The following is a 20,279-nucleotide window of genomic DNA, read 5'->3' on the forward strand; positions in this document are numbered from 1 at the left end:
CTCTCCATCCTCATAAACTTGCTTTGAGCAAAAGAGGATGGAGAGAATTTTTTTATGGAAAAGCCGGGGGATTTTGAACGCTGCTCTGTTTTTGAGACAAAAATGCTGCTGGGATCGTCGGATGACGGGGGATTGAGTGGGAAGGAAGCGACAAAGCGGCTTCGGGAGTATGGGCGGAACGAGCTGGAGGAGAAAAGGCCTCCGTCTGTGGCAGAACGGATGCTTTCGCAATTGATGGATCCGCTGATCTATGTACTTTTGGCGGCAGGAGGAATTTCTGTATTTCTTGGAGAACGAGGAGATGCGGTGATCATTGCAGCAGTTGTGCTGCTCAATGCAACGGTTGGTGTGATTCAGGAGGGAAAGGCCCAGAAAGCGCTGGAGTCATTAAAAAAGCTGACAACAAGGAAGGCGCTTGTCCGGCGGGACGGAAAGCTTTTGGAGATGGACGCGGCGGAGCTGGTGCCGGGCGACAGGGTGCTTTTAAATGCCGGTCAGCAGGTACCGGCGGATCTCCGACTGATCCGTTCGGAAAATATGAAGGTACAGGAGGCATCACTTACCGGAGAGTCTGTACCGGTGGAAAAGGATGCGCAGTATGTGGCTTCGACCGGAACACCTCTCGGTGATCGAAAAAATATGGCATATATGTCAACCTTTGTGACTGCCGGACGCGGTGAAGGGATTGTTACAGATACCGGGATGCAAACTGAGATCGGACGAATCGCGAAAATGATCCATGAAACACCGGAAGAGATTACACCGCTTCAGAAACGGTTGGGAGAGTTGGGAACATTTCTTAGTATTCTGGCTGTGGGTCTCTGTACGATCCTTTTTCTGGCGGCAGTCTGGCAGAAGCGGGATGTTGGGGAGATGTTTCTGACAGCGATCTCTTTGGCTGTGGCAGCAGTTCCGGAAGGACTTCCGGCTGTGGTGACGATCGTCCTTGCGCTTTCTGTTTCGAGGATGGCGAAGGTACATACGATCGTGAGACGTCTTCCTTCTGTGGAAACTCTTGGAGCGGTTAATGTGGTTTGCTCGGACAAAACGGGGACATTGACAAAAAATCAGATGACGGTGCGGAATCTGGATGGGGACAGAGAGTGGCTTTTACGAACATTTTTACTCTGCAATGATGCAAGATGGGGAAAGCACGGAATCATCGGAGATCCTACAGAAGCAGCTTTTCTTTTATATGCGGATAAAAATGCAAGGAATGGGGAAAAACAGTCCGAACAGATCCGGGATGCGTGGAAAAGAATTGCGGAGCGTCCGTTTGACTCGGAGAGAAAGTGTATGACGACGGTGCATCAAAACGGAATGCGGACAGTTTCGTTCACGAAAGGTGCACCGGACATGATTCTTGGAAATTGCACCTCCTACCGAGACGAAATGGGAGTTCATCCGATGGGAGCATCGAAACGAACATGGTACATGAGGCGGGCAGAAAAAATGTCTGCGTCCGGTGGGCGTGTTCTTGGGGCGGCGGTAAAGGAGGGAAAGGATCTTTCCGAGAAGGGAATGACCTTTCTGGGAATGGCAGTGCTTGAGGACCCGGTCCGTCCGGAGGTTTCCGGAACAGTGGAAGAATTCCGCCATGCAGGTGTTACGACCGTCATGATTACAGGGGATCATAAGGATACGGCACTTGCGACCGCAAGAACGCTTAAGATCGCGGATTCTCCCTCTCAGTGCATGACAGGGTCAGAGCTGGATTGCCTGGGCGATGGGGAGCTTGCTGATAAGATTTCGGAGATCCGGGTATTTGCACGAGTTTCTCCGGATCATAAGGTACGGATCGTCCGGGCATTGAAAAAAAACGGCGGAATCGTGGCGATGACCGGGGATGGAGTCAATGATGCCCCATCTTTAAAAGCGGCGGATGTCGGGATCGCGATGGGAATGAGCGGAACGGATGTGGCAAAGCAGGCAGCAGATATAGTATTGACAGACGACAATTTTGCAACGATCCGGGAAGCTGTCCGGGAAGGAAGAGAGATCTATGCCAATATTAAAAAGACGGTCATTTTTCTTTTATCATCGAATTTTGGTGAGATCATGACCATGTTTTTTGCGATCCTTTTTTCCTTTCCGGCACCTCTTAAGGCAAGTCATATCCTGTGGATCAATCTGATCACGGATTCGTTGCCGGCTCTGGCCCTGGGGACAGATGTATGTGACGGGAGAGAACTGATGAAAGAAAAACCGAGAAAGCAAGGAGAGAGCCTGTTTGCGCATGGCGGCGGAGTCTGTACGTTGTTTTACGGTTTCCTGATCGCATTGATCAGTCTGACCGCGTTTCTGATCGTTCCTGCAAAGCTTCTTGTAAGCAGCGGACGGCAGCTGACCCCGGCAGCGGTGGCGGACGTCTTACAGTCTCCAAAGCTTCTTGCATGCTGCCAGACATACGCATTTACGGTTCTTGGATTGTCACAGCTTTTTCATGCGATCGGAATGCGTGATGTGGAAAAATCTGTATTTCGGATGGATCATGGAGGGAACCCTCTGATGATCGCTGCAGTATTCATTGGATTTGCTCTGCAGCTTATGGTGACGGAACAGCCGGCTCTGGTTGCGGCATTTCAGACGGTGCGTTTGAATGCCGGGGAATGGAAAACTTTGCTCGTGCTTGCGGCCATGCCGCTGTTCGCCCATGAGATGTTTATTTTCCTGACACATATATTCAACCCGTCTAAAACGGCGGAATGATAAAAAACAGGCACAGAGATAAAAAAACGGTCTCCGGGTATTCCCAACAGAGAAAAAAATTGGTAAAATAATGGTGAAATCTGCGGAAAAAGAATGCCCGTACTGCAAAACGAAAATCAATATTCATGCGACACGCTGTCCGCATTGTACATCGGTTCTGGAAGATCAGTAGTCTTTTTCAGACGGTAACAGGCAGATGAGCCAGACATTCCCGGCGGATAAGGAGTAATTTCTGCCGGGAATTTTTGTTTAAAAGAAAATAAGCGGCCGCGGGGACATCTGAATGTGACGGGCCGCATTCAGTTGGAGATCAGGAAGGAACAATCATGAAGAATAATATCCGCATTACTCTGGAATACGACGGAAGCCGGTATGATGGGTGGCAGAAACAGGGAAATACCGACAATACGATTCAGGGAAAACTGGAAAACGTGCTTTTCAGAATGGCTGGAGAAGAGATAGAGGTCCATGGCTCCGGAAGAACGGATGCGGGGGTCCATGCGAGAGGTCAGGTAGCTAATTTCCATATTAATGCGGAAATCTGTCCGGACGGAGAGTCAGCACGGGAATATCTGAACCGGTATCTTCCGGATGATATCAGGGTCCTCTCTGCGAAGATTGTGCCGGAACGGTTTCACAGCCGCCTGTCTGCCACATCAAAGACATATGGATATTATGTGGAGACCGGGGATAAGAAAAACGTATTCGAACGAAAATATGTCTATGGCTGCGGGAAGAAGCTGGATGTGAAAGCGATGAGACAGGCGGCGGAATTTCTTATCGGCGAACATGACTTCAAAAGCTTCTGCGCGAACCGCAGAATGAAAAAAAGCACGGTGCGCCGGATCGATGAGATCCGGATCGTGGAACATGGAACGAAGCTCGAATTCCTGTATACAGGAAACGGCTTTCTCTATAACATGGTGCGGATCTTAACGGGAACGCTTTTGGAGGTCGGCAGTGGAACGCGGAGACCGGAGAAAATGAAAGAGATCATTGCAGCGAAAAACCGTGATATGGCGGGAAGAACAGCTCCGCCCGAGGGATTATTCCTTCTCCACGTGGGCTATGAGGGCGAAAGGGAAACGGTATGATGAATCAGAACAAAGAATATGAGGACATGCCAGTTAAGGAAAAGAAAAAGAAGCAGGAGTTACGGGAAGCCGGGATGGACGTAAACGGTGAATTCTCTATGGACTCCCTGAAAAAGTGGTTCAGACGGGCCGGAGGAGCTCTGTCAATCTGCGCGGCAGCAGTATGCCTGATGGCGGTGCTGATGATGGGGAAGAACCGGAAGGAGTCACTGATCATGGAAGTAAATTCGGATATTATGATGGAATTTACCATGAACCGGCGGGGATCCGTGTTATCTGCAAAGGGAATGATGGCCAGATCAAATGAGGCAGTCTCCATGACCGTGTTTGAGGGGAAAAGCCTTGGAATCGCAGTGGGGAAGATCTTTGACAGGCTTGCGGATAACAACAGTCTCGGAGAGGATGGGGGAATCCTGATCTCCGTCCGGAAGTCCGGCGCGGAAGTAAAGGCGTCACCGGAAAAGATCGTAAAAGAGCTGCAAAAGCAGACGGAATCCGAGCTTCAGAAAAAGGAGTCCAGGGCGACGGTCTATGTGTTTGAGTCAGAAGAGGACACAAAAACCCGGGAGATTGCGGAAAAATATGGGATCACGGTGACGAAGGCAGAATTTTTAAAGCATCTTTTTTCGGAAAATCCGGGGATCACGATAGGAAAGCAGGAAGAACTTGCCGGGTATTCCTCAAAACGCCTGATCCGGGAGATCAATGAGCAGGAATATCAGATATCCTTAAAACCGGTGGTCGTAAAGACAACTTTCGAAAAAGCAAGCGAAGAGACCACGGAGGAGACAGCAGCTTTAGAGACAACAGAAGCTGTGTCAGAACAGAAATCTGCGGCTTTGGATACGGGTGACGAGAGAGAATCCACGAAAAATGACGGACTTTCCGAGATGCAGAGACGGAGAAAAGCTCTGGAGGCCGGGGAGAGCGTGGACTGGGTGGATCAGGAGACGAACAGGGAGCTGGGCGATCCGGATGAGAAAGACCGGCATTCATCGAATTCCCGGACCTCTCCGACAGAGACTGTGCCGCCGAAAACTGCGGAGCCGAAAACTACGGAGCCGAAAACTGAGGAACCGAAAACTGCGGAACCGGAAACTGCGGAACCGGGAACTACAGCATCGGAAACTGTGCCGCCGGAAACTGCACCGCCGACAGCCCCGGAGACAACAGCAGCGGTTACAGAGACTACCGCCGCGTCCGGAACGCTGGCGCCGGAGACGAAAACACCGGCGTACTTAAGGGGACCGGGATTTGAAGATCCGGATAATCCGAAAAATCAGAATTAAAAAAGTAAAAAAATTGAAAAAAACAGTTGACGGATCAGAGTCGTTGCGTTATAATACAACCTGTTGATGCATTGGGCTATCGCCAAATGGTAAGGCAACGGACTCTGACTCCGTCATTTTCAAGGTTCGAATCCTTGTAGCCCAGTTTAAAAACTAAATATTGTCCAAGTGTTTCAGACACATATTATTGGGCTATCGCCAAATGGTAAGGCAACGGACTCTGACTCCGTCATTTTCAAGGTTCGAATCCTTGTAGCCCAGCTAACGAAAGGCTGTTAATCTTTGTGAATGCAAGGCTTAATGGTCTTTTTTCTTGCGCTTGGCAGGCATTTGTGTTAAGGTAGTGGTGCGAAAGGACGGTTTGCATTGACAGACATCTGAGCATTGAAGGCCCGTGTTTATGAGCGGGAAGTTCGAGACAGATTGAGACAACAACATGAGGTTAGACTATGTACGAATTAAACAGCCGGGTCCGGTACAGCGAGACGGATATTGACGCGAAGCTGTCCCTGACCGGAATTATGAATTATATGCAGGACTGCTCGACGATGCAGTCAGAGGATGCCGGCGTCGGGATCGGATATCTTGGACGGGAAAAGAAGGCGTGGCTTTTGTCCTCCTGGCAGATCGTGATCGGACGCCGTCCGGTCCTCGGGGAACGGATCAAGGTTCTGACATGGCCCTATGCAGTCAAGGGACTTTACGCGCTGAGAAATTTCGCAATCCTCGATGAAAAAGGAGAATATCTGGTAAAAGCCAATTCCTACTGGTTCCTGATGAATACGGAGACTGGCCGGCCTATGAGGATTACGGATGCGGATACTGATCCGTACGGCGAATTTAATCCGAAGATCGAGATGGAGGACGCGGGACGAAAGATCGCCGTGCCGAAGGAGATGGAAGAGACTGGACGTCTGGTGGTCATGAAACATCTTCTGGATACAAATCTCCATGTAAATAACGCCCAGTATGTGGATATCGCGAGAGAGCTTGTCCCTTCGGGAACCGAGATCGGCGAGATCAGGGCAGAGTACCGGAAGGCGGCGGTGCTCGGGGACGAGATCGTTGTCAAGCGCGCAAGAGAGGGGATGTCGCATCTCGTATCTCTTTGCAATGCAAATGGTGATGTGTTCGCGAATATTGAGTTAAAAGAGAGGACGCAGCCGCAAAAGTATCCGGCTGCGGGAGGACGAAAGACATGATGGAAATTGGAAAAATTCAGAAACTAAAGGTGATCAAGGAGAAAGACTTCGGAATTTACCTTTCTGACGGGGACAAGGCGGACGCCCAGGGTGTTCTTCTCCCCAAAAAACAGGTGCCGGAAGGAACAAAGATCGGTGATGAGCTGGAGGTATTCCTCTACAAGGACTCTGAGGACCGCCTGATCGCCACCACATCAAAACCGAAGGTGACTCTCGGTGAGACGGCTGTCCTTGAGGTCAAGGAAGTTTCCAAGATCGGTGCGTTTCTCGATATGGGACTGGAAAAGGACCTTCTTCTCCCGTTTAAGGAGCAGACCCATCAGGTGCGTAAAGGTGAGAAGTGCCTTGTGGCTCTTTACGTCGATAAGAGCAGGCGCCTTGCCGCAACTATGAAGGCATACCAGTATTTGAGAAGCGACTCCCCGTATCACACCGGTGACGAGGCGGACGGCTTCGTATTTGAGATCAATCCGGATATCGGTGCCTTTGTTGCAGTCGATGGCATCTATCACGGCCTGATTCCGAAAAAGGAACTCTTTTCCGGATACCGGGTGGGCGATGAGGTCCGCGTCCGTGTGACGAGAGTCCGTGGGGATGGAAAGCTTGACCTCACAACACGCGACAAGGCAGGCAGCCAGATCTTTTCTGACTCCGATCTTGTCATGAAGGTCATTGAAGAGTTTGACGGAGTTTTACCGTTCAACGATAAGGCATCACCGGAAGTTATCGCGAGAGAATTTAAACTCAGTAAGAATGCGTTCAAGCGCGCGGTAGGTCACTTATTAAAAGAAGGAAAGATCGAGATCACGGAGAAGAGCATCCGAAAAATCGATAAATAAGGAAAATATGGAGGACAATCACATGAAGAAAGTAATCAGCACAACAAAAGCACCGGCAGCAATCGGACCGTATTCTCAGGCAATTGAGGCAAACGGCTTCGTATTCGCGTCAGGACAGATCCCGGTAGATCCGGAGACAGGTGTGATCCCGGAGGGAATCGAAGCACAGGCGGAGCAGGTTATGAAGAACATGAAGAATCTTCTTGAGGCAGCAGGAACATCCATCGACCAGGTCGTAAAGACAAGTGTATTTATCAAAAATATGGATGATTTCGCAATCATCAACGGCATCTACGCGAAATATTTCGAAAAAGACTGCCCGGCACGTTCCTGCGTGGAGATTGCAAGACTTCCGAAGGATGTTCTGCTTGAGATGGAGGCAATTGCTGTAAAATAAGCGGGGCTGGAATGGATTTGTGTGTGACTGTGAATGGAATTAGCAGTTATGAAATTTTTGGAACCTAAGCGGCGGCTGTCAGAAAAGGACAGCCGCCACTTTTTGGCAATTTTGATAATGATTTAACTATCTTCCTGCCTGTTTTTATGAAAAAAGAGTATATTTGTCAAAAACTTAAATTCACTATATGGAATATGCATGGAAAAAACGGAATTTTTTTGTGGAATAACCATATGGAAAAACAAGTGTTATTTGTGTATGATGAATACAACCGATATAAAAATAGGTTAAGTCTGCAATTTTCCAGTTAACCATGAAGAATACAGATCAGGAGGAAGTCAATGTCCGGTTTAACGTTAAAGAATATCAACAAGACATTCCCGGGTGACCAGCAGGCAATCCGGGATTTCAATCTGGAAGTGAAGGACAGGGAATTTTTGATCCTGGTGGGACCGACGGCATGTGGAAAATCGACACTGCTTCGGATGATCGGCGGCCTGGAGGAGATTACCTCCGGCAGTCTGATGATTGATGGAATGGATATGACGGACGCGGACCCGAAAGAGAGAAACGTCGCAATGCTTTTCAAGAACAGCGTGCTCTATCCTGGAATGAGTGTGGAGGACAACCTTACATTCTCCCTCAGAATGGCAAAGATGCCGGCTGCCGAGATCGCGAAAAGAGTGGATGAGACTGTGGGGATCCTGAAAATCGATGGAATCCTTGAAAAAATGCCGGAGGAACTTTCGGCAGCGGATACATACCGTGTTCTTCTCGGACGCGCCCTGATGCGCCGCCCGGGGATCCTGCTCTTGGACCGCACCATCGCGGAGGCAGACCCGGATGTCCAGGAACTGATGAGAAAAGAGTTCGTAAATATCAACCGTGAGCTTGGAATTACCGTGATCTACGCGACGGACAACCAGAAGACCGCTATGGCATTAGGAACGAGAATGATCGTCATGAACGAGGGCGAGATCTGCCAGGAAGACTCCGCGCAGAATATCTATGACCATCCGGAGAGTCTGTTTGTGGCAGGATTCTTCGGAACACCGAGAATGGATCTTTCCATTGCCAAGGTGTTGGAGGAGAACGGAAATATTATTCTGAAGTTTGCGTCAGGAAAGATCCGGCTTTCCGGAGAAAAGGCTGAACTTTTAAAGAAACTCGGCTATGTCGGAAAAGAAGTCTTCACAGGCGTACGACCGGAAAAGATCGTTCCGGCGGAAGATGGAAAGGGTGAGATCACCGGAGACATTCTTGGCAGCGAGGAGATTGAGGATGCCACATACATCCGTTTCCATGTTGGAGAAAACGAATTTCTTGCAAAAGCATCCGACGGTGAAAAGCCGTCCGAAAAGAAAATGTCCTTTGCGGTCTCCGGAGATGATGTGTACCTTTTCGACAAAGAAACAGAAAAAATTATTGTAACTGTTCAGTAGGTCTGCGCACTTGCTGCGCTGACCGTAAGGAAATATATGAAGGTACTGAATCGTTACGAATAACCAAAATATCAGGCAGACCGGTTCCAGATGGGAAATCCGGTCTGCCTTTTTCCATGTTTTTTAGTAAAAAATACAAAAAAAAATCTTTTCTTTTTTGTGATTTTGCATTAGAATAAATGTGGATATGTCCATACTGCGAAAAGGAGAGGGCGCTATGATTTCAAATCAGATTTTACAGTCGAATATCGAAGGACTGAAAGAGATTACAAGAATTGACCTGTGCGTCTGTGATGTGGAGGGAAAGGTCCTGGCTTCCACATTCGAGCATGCGGAAGAGTATGAAAGTTCCATACTTGCGTTTGTGGATTCTCCGGCGGACAGCCAGGTGATTTCCGGTTATCAGTTCTTTAAAGTATTTGATGAACATCAGCTTGAGTACATCCTGCTTGCAAAAGGCGGCAGCGATGACGTGTATATGGTAGGCAAACTGGCAGCATTCCAGATCCAGAATCTTCTGGTGGCCTACAAAGAAAGATTCGATAAAGATAATTTCATCAAGAACCTGCTTCTTGATAATCTTCTGCTCGTTGATATCTACAACCGGGCGAAGAAACTTCATATCGAGACAAATGTAAAACGTGTCGTATTCCTGATCGAGACAAAGAATGAGAAAGATACGAATGCCCTGGAGACCATGCGCAGCCTGTTCTCCACAAAGACAAAAGACTTTATCACCGCAGTCGACGAGAAGAATATCATTCTTGTCCGTGAGGTGAAACCGGGTGAGACCTATGAAGATCTCGAGAAGACAGCAAATACGATTTTAGATATGCTGAACACAGAGGCGATGTCCAAAGTGCGCATCGCGTTCGGTACCATCGTTGGCGAGATCAAGGATGTTTCCCGTTCCTACAAGGAAGCAAAGATGGCTCTCGATGTCGGAAAGATCTTCTACAGCAGCAAGAACGTTGTAGCGTACTCCAACCTCGGTATTGGCCGTCTGATCTATCAGCTTCCGCTTCCACTCTGCCGGATGTTTATCAAAGAAATTTTTGATGGAAAGAACCCGGATGAGTTCGACGAGGAAACACTCACAACGATCAACAAATTCTTTGAGAACAGCCTGAATGTCTCCGAGACATCAAGACAGCTCTACATCCATAGAAATACGCTTGTTTATCGTCTGGATAAGCTCCAGAAGAGCACCGGACTGGATCTGCGAGTATTTGAGGATGCGATCACCTTCAAAATTGCCCTGATGGTTGTAAAGTACATGAAGTACATGGAGAATCTGGACTACTAAATTATGATAGAAATTTCAAAACTGACAAAGACCTATGACAGGGGTACGAAAGCCCTGAAGGACGTGAACATCACCATCGATGACGGGGAATTTGTCTTCATAACCGGCCGGAGCGGTTCCGGAAAATCTACACTGATCAAGATCCTCTTGAAGGAAGTGGAGCCGACCTCCGGTCGTGTTGTCGTTAATGACATGGACCTCAGAAAGATGCCGCGAAGATATGTTCCGAAGTATCGCCGGCGTCTCGGTGTCGTATTCCAGGATTTCCGTCTTTTAAAGGACAAGACGGTCTATGAGAATGTGGCATTTGCCCAGCGGGTGATCGGGGAGTCCAGCCGGACGATCCGGGAATCGGTTCCGCAGATGTTAAAGATGGTAGGCCTTTCTTCCAAGTATAAGTTTTTCCCGCATCAGCTCTCCGGCGGAGAACAGCAGCGCGTGGCGATTGCCCGGGCACTGATCAATCGCCCGGAGATCCTGCTTGCCGACGAGCCCACAGGAAACCTGGATCCCCACAATGCGATGGAGATCATGGGACTCCTGGAGAAGATCAACCGGCGTGGAACAACGGTGATCGTTGTCACACACAGCCATGAGATCGTGGACCTGATGAAGAAACGCGTCATCACGATCGACCGCGGAATGGTGGTCTGTGATGAGGAGGAAAGTGGGTACCGTTATGAGGATTAGCACATTCTGGTTCTGCATGAAGCAGGGACTGGTAAATATATGCAGAAATATCTGGTTTTCCCTTGCGTCGACCGCGATCATTTCTGCATGTATTTTTTTATTCTGCGTATTTTTCTCCGTGATCACCAACATCGAATATATGGTCCGCATGGCGGAGACCACAATGGGAATCACGGTATTTTTTGATGAGAACCTGACGGAGGACGAGATCAAAGACATCGGCGCGAAGATCGAGTCGGACAAGTCGGGAATGATAAAAGAGATAAAATTCGTCTCCGCTGAGGAGGCGTGGGACGGCTTTAAGACAGAGTATTTCGGTGAGGATGAAGCCTTAGCGGAAGGTTTTGCGGATGACAACCCGCTTGCAGGCTCCTCTTCCTACGAGATCCGCCTGAACAATATTACGGATCAGGATGGAATGGTGGCATACCTGGAAAGTATTGATGGTGTGCGGAAAGTAAACTATTCCAACAGTGCGGCTACGGGACTTGCAAGCTTCAATAAGATCCTGGGCCTGCTGTTCGGCGTCCTGATCGCCATGCTGTTGGCTGTTGCGGTATTCCTGATCAGCAATACGATCTCCGTTGCGGCTGAATTCCGGAAGAACGAGAACAGGATCATGCGTCTTATCGGAGCGACGAACTTTATGATCCGGGCCCCATTTGTGGTAGAAGGAACGATCCTGGGGCTTGTCGGAGCGGCGATCCCGCTGGGGGTCATGCTTTTTGTCTACCGACAGACGGTGGAGTATGTGATGAACCGGTTTGAACTTCTCTCCGGAATCATCCAGTTCCTGCCGCTTGGAACCTTCTATCCGATGATGGCGGCGATCGCCCTGGCGCTGGGCGGCGGACTTGGATTTTTTGTAAGCTTCTTTACGATCCGCAAAGAGCTGCGCGTGTAGGAGGGGACAGCATATGAGAAAATCAGGAAGATTTCTGGCTACGGTCCTGTCCTTTGCCCTGGTTCTTGCGACACCGCTTTCTGCCCAGGCGACAAAGAGCGGATTGAGTGACGCGAAGAGCAAAAAGACGGCGCTGGAGGCGGAAAAAAAGAAGACGGAACAGGAGCTAAAGAACCTGGAAGACCTTAAAAGCGATACGACGGCCTATGTCAAAAAGCTGGATTCCAGCCTGGAGTCCATCGGAAATGAGCTTTCAAAGCTTGGCGATGACATAGACGCGAAGGAAAAACAGATCGATACGACGAAACAGGAATTATCCGAGGCGAAGGAGACGGAGAAAAGCCAGTATGAATCCATGAAGCTGCGGATAAAATATATGTATGAGAAGGGCGACAGCACCTATGTGGACCTACTCATGGAGTCCGGCTCCCTCTCGGAGCTCTTGAGCAAGGCGGAGTACATCACAAAGATCTCGTCCTACGACCGGCAGAAGCTCGATGAATATGCCGCTACGAAGGAGAAAATCGCGGAGAAGGAAAAGAGTTTAGAGAGTGAACATGCCGAGCTCCTGATGCTTCAGGACGAGACGGAGGCAAAACAGGCGTCCGTGGAGAAGCTTCTGGCTGCAAAACAGACGGAGCTTCAGAACTACGAGACGAAGATCGCCTCCGCGGAGGGACAGATCTCCGAGTACGCGAAGTCCATCGAGGCCCAGGAGAACCAGATCAAGTCCATCGAGGCAGAGATCAAGCGGAAGGAAGAGGAAGCGAGAAAGAAAGCCGAGGAAGAAAAGAAAAAGGCCGCAGCGGCAAACAAGGCGGCACAGACGTATAAAACCGTGAGTCTTGGGGACATTAGCTTTACATGGCCGTGTCCTGCCAGCGGGCGGATTACTTCCGGCTTTGGAGGGCGAAAATCCCCGACGAAGGGCGCGTCCTCGAACCATCAGGGAATTGATATCAGCGCGCCGACGGGAACATCGATCGTGGCTGCTGCTGCGGGTGAGGTCGTGATCGCGACTTACAGTTCTTCTGCAGGAAATTATGTGATGATAAGCCATGGCGGCGGCGTGTATACAGTTTATATGCATGCATCGAGCCTGCTTGTATCACAGGGGCAGAGTGTGAAAAAGGGACAGACCATCGCGAAGGTCGGTTCGACGGGATACTCCACCGGGTCTCATCTCCACTTCGGAGTCCGGGTGAACGGGTCCTATGTGAATCCGACGAAATATGTGAGCCCGTAGGGACTGACAGGCAGAAAAGAGAGCCTGCGGTGCTGAATGCAGGGAAATATGACCTGTAGACTTTTTACATAAAGATCCTGGCACAGTTTTTATCGGATGAGATCTGGCTGCCCTGGGATGAAGGAGAAAAGACATTGGAAGAGAAAGAGACAAAAAATAAATTTTGGAAAGGCGTCCTTGTCGGAGTCCTTGTGACAGCATTCTCCGGACTTGCAGTCGTAGGTGTTGCAACGGGGATCTGGACCGTAGGAAGGCGTGCATCTGAGAGCCAGAGCACACAGACCGCGGAGACATCCGGCACTCAGCTGGATATGAACAAGATCACGCCGAAGCTTCAGTATATGGAGGCACTGATCGATAAGTACTTCCTGTTCGATGAGAACATGACGGAGGAAGAACAGGCAAAGAACGGAACGGCGGAAGACTGGATCTACCGCGGTTACATGTCCTCGTTGAACGATCCGTATTCCGTATATTACGATAAGGACGAGTACACAAGCCTGAATGAGGAGACTTCCGGAACTTACTGCGGAATTGGTGTACAAGTGAGCCAGAATGTATACACAGGAATCATCACAGCGGTCAAGGTGTTCAAGAACTCCCCGGCCCAGGAAGCCGGAATGCTGCCGGGAGATATCCTCTATAAAGTAGAAGATATCGAGGCTACCGGAGAGGACCTGTCTCTTCTCGTCAGTGACCACATCCGAGGTGAGGAGGGGACGAAGGTTCATCTGACTGTGTACCGCCAGTCCACGGATGAGTATGTAGAGATGGACGTGGAGCGCCGTATGGTGGAGAACCCAACAGTAGAGTATGAACTGCTGGATAATCATGCCGGCTACATTTCACTTTCTTCCTTTGAGGAGGTAAGCTCTGAACAGTTTAAGAGCGCTGTGGATGATCTGGCATCCAAGGGAATGGACAAGCTGATCATCGATCTTCGAAACAACGGCGGCGGCGTTGTTCAGGCGGCGAAGGATATTGCGGACTACCTGCTTCCGGATGGAAAGACCATTGTAAGCTTCAAGGGAAAAGGAATCGATGACAGCGTCTATACTTCCGATGACGGACATGAGGTAGATGTCCCGATCATTCTTCTTGTAAACGGTGAAAGCGCCAGTGCGTCCGAGGTTCTGACAGGTGCCTTAAAGGACAATGCCTGGGCAACGATTGTAGGCGAGAAGACCTTCGGAAAAGGAATCGCTCAGGGCATCTTCAACCTGCCGGACGGCAGCGGTCTGAAGCTCACAACGGCATACTACTACACCCCGTCAGGCGAGTGCATCCACAAACTTGGCATTGAGCCGGATGTGACCGTAGCTCTCGACGAAGACTTAAAGTCAAAGATCGAGATCCCGAAGGATGAGGACAACCAGCTTCAGACAGCTCTGGAGGTCTTCGATGAAGGCGTGGATGCCGTAAATGAAAAGATCTCCGCAGAGAACGGGGAGACAGCGACTGCGGACGATGATTTTGAGGCGAAGGTGAAGGAGAATCTGGAGATCGAGAACGAAGCAGGGGCTGCGCAGTAGAATCTGCCCGGCAGATAAATTTGCGTTTCTACTATATTATATATAGAAGAAACAGTGCATTATACAGCTCATCAAAGAGGAAAAAGACACTTGAAAATTAATATGAAGTGTACTTTTTCCTCTTTTTCGTTTCAATCTGTGCATGGAAAACCATGATTTGAACATGCTCCTGCCGGTTATCCACAAATTGAAAAAACCCTTGAAAAATAAGCAAAAAAAGCTTGATTTTTCGATTTCGATGTGTTATTCTTATCTGGCTGTGACATGATAGCGTTGAAACGAGAGGTTGCTGCCTGAGAATGGCAGGTGTTCCGTGGAGCGAATGTCAAGTTAGGAAACTGGCGACAAGTCACTGTACCAAATTAACAGCTGCTCAGGGTAAGGGGCAGTAACAACGTGTGAATCGGCATGATACACACGAGACCGTGTACAGTCACCGCTTGTCGTACTTCGATTAAAAGTGCGAAAAGGAGGCGACTTTTTTTATGGCAAGTCAGGTTATGAGAATCACATTAAAGGCTTACGACCATCAGCTGATCGACCAGTCCGCTGGAAAGATCATCGAGACAGTAAAGAAAACAGGAGCACAGGTGAGTGGTCCGGTTCCGCTGCCGACAAAGAAAGAGGTTGTAACAATCTTAAGAGCTGTTCATAAGTACAAAGATTCCAGAGAGCAGTTCGAGCAGAGAACTCATAAGAGACTCATCGATATCGCAAGCCCGAGCCAGAAGACAGTAGATGCACTGTCCAGACTGGAAATGCCGGCTGGTGTTTATATCGACATCAAAATGAAAAATAAATAATTGAAAAATATTTACTTTTCATGCTACTGAAATGTAGCCACTAAAATTAGAAATCCTGAATGGTTCTGATATAAAAGCAACACTACTCATCCTGAAAGGGAATCAACATCATTACAATATGTAATGTCATAGTGTTCCACCTATGTTGGGCTGCTCTAGGATGAACGCACAGTAAATTCTGTTTTGCGTTCCGCTGTAGATTAGTAACAGGAGGTAAAAACAATGAAGAAAGCGATTTTAGCTACAAAAGTCGGAATGACTCAGATCTTCAACGATGAAGGCGTTCTTGTTCCGGTAACTGTTCTTCAGGCTGGTCCGTGTGTAGTAACACAGGTTAAGACAGAGGAGAACGATGGATACAAAGCTGTACAGGTTGGCTTTGTAGATAAGAGAGAGAAACTTGTAAACAAGCCGGTAAAGGGTCACTTCGACAAGGCTGGCGTATCTTACAAGAGATTCGTTAGAGAGTTCCGTTTTGAGAATTCTGAAGAGTATAACGTAAAAGACGAAATCAAAGCTGATATCTTCGCTGCTGGCGATAAGGTTGATGCAACTGCTATCTCCAAAGGTAAAGGTTTCCAGGGCGCTATTAAGAGACTTGGACAGAGCAGAGGACCGATGGCTCATGGTTCTAAATTCCATCGTCATCAGGGTTCCAATGGTTCCGCAACAACTCCGGGCCGCGTATTCAAGGGCAAAGGCATGCCGGGTCAGATGGGTAACAAGAAGATTACCACTCAGAACCTCGAGATTGTCAAGGTTGACGTTGAGAACAACCTGATCCTTGTTAAAGGCGCTGTACCGGGACCGAAGAAGTCCTTAGTAACATTAAAGGAAACAGTAAAGGCTAACAAATAAGCTTTTACAGGAAAGGAGGAAACAGAAATGGCAAACGTATCCGTATACAATATGGAAGGTAAAGAAGTTGGCACAATCGAGCTGAACGACGCTGTATTTGGTGTTGAAGTGAACGAGCATCTCGTACACATGGCTGTTGTTGCACAGCTTGCAAATAAACGTCAGGGAACACAGAAAGCAAAAACACGTTCTGAGGTTTCCGGTGGCGGCAGAAAGCCGTGGAGACAGAAAGGAACAGGTCACGCTAGACAGGGTTCCACAAGATCTCCGCAGTGGACAGGCGGCGGAATGGTATTCGCTCCGACTCCGAGAGATTACACAATCACTCTTAACAAGAAAGAGAAGAGAGCTGCTCTTAAGTCCGCTCTTACAAGCAGAGTAAACGAGAACAAGTTTGTAGTTGTTGACGAGTTAAAGTTCGACGAGATCAAGACAAAGAACTTCAAGGCTGTTATGAACAACCTCAAAGTTTCCAAGGCTCTTGTTGTTCTTGCTGACAACGATCAGAACACAGTTCTTTCCGCAAGAAATATCCCGGAAGTTAAGACTTCCCTTGTTAATACAATCAATGTATTCGACATTCTGAAATACAACACTGTAGTAGCTACTAAGGCTGCTGTAGCATCTATCGAGGAGGTATACGCATAATGGCAAACGTACAGTACTACGACGTAATCCTCAAACCGGTTGTAACTGAGAAGAGCATGAACGCTATGAGCGAGAAGAAATACACATTCCTCGTACATCCGGAAGCAAACAAGACCATGATCAAAGAAGCTGTTGAGAAAATGTTCCCGGGAACAAAGGTTGACAGCGTAAACACAATGAACGCTGACGGTAAGAACCGCAGACGTGGCATGGTAGTAGGCAAGACTGCTAAGACTAAGAAAGCAATCGTTAAGCTTACAGCAGACAGCAAAGATATCGAAATCTTCCAGGGTCTGTAATTTTTGAAACTATGCGGCAACCAAAGCCGCGATACGAAAAATAGAAACGCCAGAAGGCGTTGAAAGGAGTCAGAAATGGGAATCAAAACCTATAACCCATATACACCTTCCAGAAGAAATATGACAGGTTCTGATTTCTCCGAGATCACAAAGACAACTCCGGAGAAGTCCTTAGTAGTTTCTTTAAAGAAGAACGCTGGTCGTAATAACCAGGGTAAGATCACCGTTAGACATCAGGGCGGTGGAAACAGACAGAAATATAGAATGGTTGACTTCAAGAGAAATTCCAAAGACGGAATTCAGGCAACTGTAATCGGTATCGAGTACGATCCGAACAGAAGCGCTAACATCGCTTTAATCTGCTACGCAGATGGTGAGAAGTCCTATATCCTTGCACCGCAGGGCCTTACAAACGGCATGAAGGTTATGAGCGGCGAGCACGCAGAGGCTAAGGTCGGCAACTGCTTACCGTTATCCTTAATTCCGGTTGGTGCACAGGTTCACAATATCGAGCTTTTCCCGGGCAAGGGCGGCCAGATGGTTCGTTCTGCAGGAAACGCTGCACAGTTAATGGCTAAAGAAGGAAAATACGCTACACTTCGTTTACCGTCCGGCGAGATGAGAATGGTTCCGATCGAGTGCCGCGCAACAATCGGTGTTGTAGGCAACGGCGACCACAACCTTGTTAAGATTGGTAAAGCAGGTAGAAAACGTCACATGGGTATCCGCCCGACAGTCCGTGGTTCCGTTATGAACCCGAATGACCATCCGCATGGTGGTGGTGAAGGTAAGACTGGTATCGGCCGTCCGGGTCCGTGCACACCGTGGGGCAAGCCTGCTCTTGGTCTTAAGACTAGAAAGAAAAACAAACAGTCTAACAAGTTAATCGTAAGAAGAAGAAATGGTAAGGCGATTTCATAATCGATAGGAGGTAAAACGATGGCTCGTTCACTTAAAAAAGGACCATTTGCAGACGCTAGCTTACTGAAGAAGGTAGACGCTATGAACGAGGCAGGACAGAAACAGGTTATCAAGACCTGGTCCCGCCGTTCTACAATCTTCCCGCAGATGGTTGGTCATACAATCGCAGTACATGACGGCAGAAAGCATGTACCGGTATACGTAACAGAAGATATGGTTGGTCACAAACTTGGTGAGTTCGTTGCTACAAGAACTTACAGAGGCCACGGCAAAGACGAGAAAAAGTCCGGACGTAAATAATAGATACGCTTTGAAAGGAGGTTCCAGTAATGGCTAAGGGACATAGAAGTCAGATTAAGAGAGAGAGAAATGCCCAGAAGGATACAAGACCGTCTGCAAAGCTGTCTTACGCAAGAGTATCCGTTCAGAAGGCTTGTTTCGTATTAGATGCCATCAGAGGCAAAGATGTTCAGACAGCACTTGGTATTGTAACTTACAATCCTAGATATGCTTCCAGCTTAATCGAGAAATTATTAAAATCTGCAATCGCAAATGCTGAGAACAACAACGGCATGAACGCAGAGAACCTGTATGTGGAGGAGTGCTACGCATCTCAGGGACCGATTATGAAGAGAGTAAAACCGAGAGCACAGGGTAGAGCTTACAGAATCGAAAAGAGAATGAGCCACATCACCATCGTGCTGAACGAGAAATAATAGGAGGCAGTTATGGGACAGAAAGTTAATCCACACGGCATGAGAGTCGGCGTTATCAAAGACTGGGATTCCAGATGGTACGCTGAAGCTGATTTCGCTGACAACCTCATCGAGGATCATAAAATCAGAACTTACCTTAAGAAGAGATTATACAGCGCTGGCGTTTCCAAGATCGAGATCGAGCGCGCATCTGATAGAGTTAAAATTATCGTTTTCACAGCAAAACCGGGCGTAGTTATCGGTAAGGGCGGATCTGAGATCGAGAAGGTCAAAGCTGAAGTTCAGAAGATGACTGCTAAGAAGGTATTTGTAGACATCAAGGAAGTTAAGAGACCGGACCGTGAAGCTCAGCTTGTTGCAGAGTCCATCGCTCAGCAGCTTGAGAACCGTGTTTCCTTCCGTCGTGCTATGAAGTCCACAATGTCCAGATCCATGAAGGCTGGCGTTCTTGGTATCAAGACAGCTGTTGGCGGACGTCTTGGCGGTGCTGATATCGCACGTACAGAGTTTTACAGCGAGGGAACAATCCCGCTTCAGACATTAAGAGCAGATATTGACTATGGTTTCGCAGAGGCAGATACAACTTACGGCAAGCTTGGCGTTAAAGTTTGGATCTACAAAGGCGAGGTTCTTCCGACTAAGGGAAATAAGGAAGGGAGCGATAAATAATGTTAATGCCGAAAAGAGTAAAGCGCCGCAAACAGTTCCGTGGAACTATGGCCGGTAAAGCTTTAAGAGGAAATACAATCTCCAACGGTGAATATGGCCTTGTTGCCCTTGAGCCGTGCTGGATCAAATCTAATCAGATCGAGGCAGCCCGTGTTGCCATGACTCGTTACATCAAACGTGGTGGTAAAGTTTGGATCAAGATTTTCCCGGACAAACCGGTAACAGCTAAACCGGCTGAGACTCGTATGGGTTCCGGTAAGGGCGCTCTTGAGTACTGGGTAGCAGTAGTTAAACCGGGCCGTGTTATGTTCGAAATCGCTGGCGTTCCGGAGGAAACAGCAAAGGAAGCTCTTCGTCTTGCTATGCACAAACTCCCGTGTAAGTGTAAAATTGCTTCCAAGGCAGATTTAGAAGGCGGTGATAACAGTGAAAACTAATAAGTATGTAGAAGAATTAAAAGCGAAAACCGCTGCAGAGTTAAATGAAGAATTAGTTGCAGCAAAGAAGGAGCTCTTCAACCTGAGATTCCAGAACGCAACCAACCAGTTAGATAACACAAGCAGAATCAAAGAGGTTCGCAAGAACATCGCAAGAATTCAGACTGTTATCACAGAGAAGGCAAGAGTTGCTAACTAATCCCGTATCGGTGAAGAACCCCAAGGCATGCCTGCGGGTTGATTAGTTGTCATTATGACACACGCCGATGCGTGTAACA

Annotated in this window: 22 protein-coding genes and 2 tRNA genes; all 24 read left to right on the forward strand. The window is 48.3% G+C overall.

Annotation, left to right across the window (positions count from 1 at the left end):
- The first annotated feature begins 54 nt into the window (after nt 1–54).
- Nucleotides 55–2,709: a cation-translocating P-type ATPase gene (locus DXA87_RS02550; protein ID WP_181968020.1), complete on the forward strand. Its 2,655-nt coding sequence runs from the start codon at nt 55–57 to the stop codon at nt 2,707–2,709.
- Between the two features lie 326 nt (nt 2,710–3,035).
- On the forward strand, nt 3,036–3,803 hold the full coding sequence (gene truA / locus DXA87_RS02560; RefSeq protein WP_117484616.1) for a tRNA pseudouridine(38-40) synthase TruA: 768 nt from the start codon (nt 3,036–3,038) through the stop codon (nt 3,801–3,803).
- Nucleotides 3,803–5,092 carry a hypothetical protein gene (locus DXA87_RS02565; RefSeq protein ID WP_117503164.1) on the forward strand — a complete coding sequence of 430 codons (1,290 nt, stop codon included), beginning with the start codon at nt 3,803–3,805 and terminating at the stop codon, nt 5,090–5,092. Before truA ends, DXA87_RS02565 begins: the two co-directional genes overlap by 1 nt.
- A gap of 72 nt (nt 5,093–5,164) precedes the next feature.
- Nucleotides 5,165–5,237, forward strand: a tRNA-Gln gene (locus tag DXA87_RS02570).
- 43 nt (nt 5,238–5,280) lie between these two features.
- Nucleotides 5,281–5,353, forward strand: a tRNA-Gln gene (locus DXA87_RS02575).
- Between the two features lie 188 nt (nt 5,354–5,541).
- The gene (locus DXA87_RS02580; protein ID WP_117503165.1) at nt 5,542–6,294 is read left to right on the forward strand and encodes an acyl-ACP thioesterase domain-containing protein; all 753 of its coding nucleotides are present in this window, start codon (nt 5,542–5,544) and stop codon (nt 6,292–6,294) included.
- Nucleotides 6,291–7,133 carry a S1-like domain-containing RNA-binding protein gene (locus DXA87_RS02585; protein ID WP_117503166.1) on the forward strand — a complete coding sequence of 281 codons (843 nt, stop codon included), beginning with the start codon at nt 6,291–6,293 and terminating at the stop codon, nt 7,131–7,133. Before DXA87_RS02580 ends, DXA87_RS02585 begins: the two co-directional genes overlap by 4 nt.
- 22 nt (nt 7,134–7,155) lie before the next feature.
- Entirely contained in the window at nt 7,156–7,530 is a 375-nt protein-coding gene (locus DXA87_RS02590) for a RidA family protein (protein WP_117503167.1), read from the forward strand.
- Between the two features lie 341 nt (nt 7,531–7,871).
- Complete coding sequence (locus DXA87_RS02595; protein ID WP_117503168.1) at nt 7,872–8,972, forward strand: ABC transporter ATP-binding protein; 1,101 nt, start codon at nt 7,872–7,874, stop codon at nt 8,970–8,972.
- A gap of 217 nt (nt 8,973–9,189) precedes the next feature.
- A complete protein-coding gene (locus tag DXA87_RS02600; RefSeq protein ID WP_015553849.1) occupies nt 9,190–10,278 on the forward strand; it encodes a helix-turn-helix domain-containing protein in 1,089 nt (362 codons plus the stop codon).
- 3 nt (nt 10,279–10,281) lie between these two features.
- Nucleotides 10,282–10,968, forward strand: coding sequence for a cell division ATP-binding protein FtsE (gene ftsE, locus DXA87_RS02605; RefSeq protein WP_015553848.1), 687 nt, complete (start codon nt 10,282–10,284; stop codon nt 10,966–10,968).
- Nucleotides 10,958–11,872 (forward strand): permease-like cell division protein FtsX, encoded by a 915-nt coding sequence (locus DXA87_RS02610; protein WP_117503169.1) that lies wholly within the window; start codon nt 10,958–10,960, stop codon nt 11,870–11,872. The genes ftsE and DXA87_RS02610 overlap by 11 nt, the downstream gene beginning before the upstream one ends.
- Before the next feature lie 13 nt (nt 11,873–11,885).
- The gene (locus tag DXA87_RS02615; RefSeq protein WP_117503170.1) at nt 11,886–13,118 is read left to right on the forward strand and encodes a M23 family metallopeptidase; all 1,233 of its coding nucleotides are present in this window, start codon (nt 11,886–11,888) and stop codon (nt 13,116–13,118) included.
- Between the two features lie 134 nt (nt 13,119–13,252).
- On the forward strand, nt 13,253–14,650 hold the full coding sequence (locus DXA87_RS02620; RefSeq protein ID WP_117503171.1) for a S41 family peptidase: 1,398 nt from the start codon (nt 13,253–13,255) through the stop codon (nt 14,648–14,650).
- A gap of 485 nt (nt 14,651–15,135) precedes the next feature.
- Nucleotides 15,136–15,453: a 30S ribosomal protein S10 gene (gene rpsJ / locus DXA87_RS02625; RefSeq protein ID WP_015553845.1), complete on the forward strand. Its 318-nt coding sequence runs from the start codon at nt 15,136–15,138 to the stop codon at nt 15,451–15,453.
- 222 nt (nt 15,454–15,675) lie between these two features.
- Nucleotides 15,676–16,311: a 50S ribosomal protein L3 gene (gene rplC, locus DXA87_RS02630; protein ID WP_117503172.1), complete on the forward strand. Its 636-nt coding sequence runs from the start codon at nt 15,676–15,678 to the stop codon at nt 16,309–16,311.
- Between the two features lie 27 nt (nt 16,312–16,338).
- The gene (gene rplD / locus DXA87_RS02635) at nt 16,339–16,959 is read left to right on the forward strand and encodes a 50S ribosomal protein L4 (protein ID WP_117470152.1); all 621 of its coding nucleotides are present in this window, start codon (nt 16,339–16,341) and stop codon (nt 16,957–16,959) included.
- A complete protein-coding gene (gene rplW, locus DXA87_RS02640; protein ID WP_117470153.1) occupies nt 16,959–17,258 on the forward strand; it encodes a 50S ribosomal protein L23 in 300 nt (99 codons plus the stop codon). The genes rplD and rplW overlap by 1 nt, the downstream gene beginning before the upstream one ends.
- 75 nt (nt 17,259–17,333) lie before the next feature.
- Nucleotides 17,334–18,179 carry a 50S ribosomal protein L2 gene (rplB, locus tag DXA87_RS02645; protein ID WP_117470154.1) on the forward strand — a complete coding sequence of 282 codons (846 nt, stop codon included), beginning with the start codon at nt 17,334–17,336 and terminating at the stop codon, nt 18,177–18,179.
- Nucleotides 18,180–18,197: 18 nt separating this feature from the next.
- Entirely contained in the window at nt 18,198–18,479 is a 282-nt protein-coding gene (gene rpsS / locus DXA87_RS02650) for a 30S ribosomal protein S19 (RefSeq protein ID WP_015553840.1), read from the forward strand.
- 29 nt (nt 18,480–18,508) lie between these two features.
- On the forward strand, nt 18,509–18,895 hold the full coding sequence (gene rplV / locus DXA87_RS02655) for a 50S ribosomal protein L22 (protein WP_015553839.1): 387 nt from the start codon (nt 18,509–18,511) through the stop codon (nt 18,893–18,895).
- A 12-nt stretch (nt 18,896–18,907) separates the two neighbouring features.
- Nucleotides 18,908–19,564, forward strand: coding sequence for a 30S ribosomal protein S3 (gene rpsC, locus DXA87_RS02660; RefSeq protein ID WP_015553838.1), 657 nt, complete (start codon nt 18,908–18,910; stop codon nt 19,562–19,564).
- Entirely contained in the window at nt 19,564–20,001 is a 438-nt protein-coding gene (gene rplP / locus DXA87_RS02665; RefSeq protein WP_015553837.1) for a 50S ribosomal protein L16, read from the forward strand. The genes rpsC and rplP overlap by 1 nt, the downstream gene beginning before the upstream one ends.
- Nucleotides 19,991–20,200, forward strand: coding sequence for a 50S ribosomal protein L29 (rpmC, locus tag DXA87_RS02670; RefSeq protein ID WP_021905521.1), 210 nt, complete (start codon nt 19,991–19,993; stop codon nt 20,198–20,200). Before rplP ends, rpmC begins: the two co-directional genes overlap by 11 nt.
- Nucleotides 20,201–20,279: the final 79 nt, after the last annotated feature.

Source organism: Desulfotomaculum sp. OF05-3, assembly GCF_003435535.1.
Taxonomy (GTDB): Bacteria; Bacillota; Clostridia; order Lachnospirales; family Lachnospiraceae; genus Pilosibacter; species Pilosibacter fragilis.

What these genes read in the sequence shown, in the direction of transcription:
- DXA87_RS02550 (WP_181968020.1), top strand. Translation starts at nt 55, where the DNA reads ATGGAAAAGCCGGGGGATTTTGAACGCTGCTCTGTTTTTGAGACAAAA.
- truA (WP_117484616.1), top strand. Translation starts at nt 3,036, where the DNA reads ATGAAGAATAATATCCGCATTACTCTGGAATACGACGGAAGCCGGTAT.
- DXA87_RS02565 (WP_117503164.1), top strand. Translation starts at nt 3,803, where the DNA reads ATGAATCAGAACAAAGAATATGAGGACATGCCAGTTAAGGAAAAGAAA.
- DXA87_RS02580 (WP_117503165.1), top strand. Translation starts at nt 5,542, where the DNA reads ATGTACGAATTAAACAGCCGGGTCCGGTACAGCGAGACGGATATTGAC.
- DXA87_RS02585 (WP_117503166.1), top strand. Translation starts at nt 6,291, where the DNA reads ATGATGGAAATTGGAAAAATTCAGAAACTAAAGGTGATCAAGGAGAAA.
- DXA87_RS02590 (WP_117503167.1), top strand. Translation starts at nt 7,156, where the DNA reads ATGAAGAAAGTAATCAGCACAACAAAAGCACCGGCAGCAATCGGACCG.
- DXA87_RS02595 (WP_117503168.1), top strand. Translation starts at nt 7,872, where the DNA reads ATGTCCGGTTTAACGTTAAAGAATATCAACAAGACATTCCCGGGTGAC.
- DXA87_RS02600 (WP_015553849.1), top strand. Translation starts at nt 9,190, where the DNA reads ATGATTTCAAATCAGATTTTACAGTCGAATATCGAAGGACTGAAAGAG.
- ftsE (WP_015553848.1), top strand. Translation starts at nt 10,282, where the DNA reads ATGATAGAAATTTCAAAACTGACAAAGACCTATGACAGGGGTACGAAA.
- DXA87_RS02610 (WP_117503169.1), top strand. Translation starts at nt 10,958, where the DNA reads ATGAGGATTAGCACATTCTGGTTCTGCATGAAGCAGGGACTGGTAAAT.
- DXA87_RS02615 (WP_117503170.1), top strand. Translation starts at nt 11,886, where the DNA reads ATGAGAAAATCAGGAAGATTTCTGGCTACGGTCCTGTCCTTTGCCCTG.
- rpsJ (WP_015553845.1), top strand. Translation starts at nt 15,136, where the DNA reads ATGGCAAGTCAGGTTATGAGAATCACATTAAAGGCTTACGACCATCAG.
- rplC (WP_117503172.1), top strand. Translation starts at nt 15,676, where the DNA reads ATGAAGAAAGCGATTTTAGCTACAAAAGTCGGAATGACTCAGATCTTC.
- rplD (WP_117470152.1), top strand. Translation starts at nt 16,339, where the DNA reads ATGGCAAACGTATCCGTATACAATATGGAAGGTAAAGAAGTTGGCACA.
- rplW (WP_117470153.1), top strand. Translation starts at nt 16,959, where the DNA reads ATGGCAAACGTACAGTACTACGACGTAATCCTCAAACCGGTTGTAACT.
- rplB (WP_117470154.1), top strand. Translation starts at nt 17,334, where the DNA reads ATGGGAATCAAAACCTATAACCCATATACACCTTCCAGAAGAAATATG.
- rpsS (WP_015553840.1), top strand. Translation starts at nt 18,198, where the DNA reads ATGGCTCGTTCACTTAAAAAAGGACCATTTGCAGACGCTAGCTTACTG.
- rplV (WP_015553839.1), top strand. Translation starts at nt 18,509, where the DNA reads ATGGCTAAGGGACATAGAAGTCAGATTAAGAGAGAGAGAAATGCCCAG.
- rpsC (WP_015553838.1), top strand. Translation starts at nt 18,908, where the DNA reads ATGGGACAGAAAGTTAATCCACACGGCATGAGAGTCGGCGTTATCAAA.
- rplP (WP_015553837.1), top strand. Translation starts at nt 19,564, where the DNA reads ATGTTAATGCCGAAAAGAGTAAAGCGCCGCAAACAGTTCCGTGGAACT.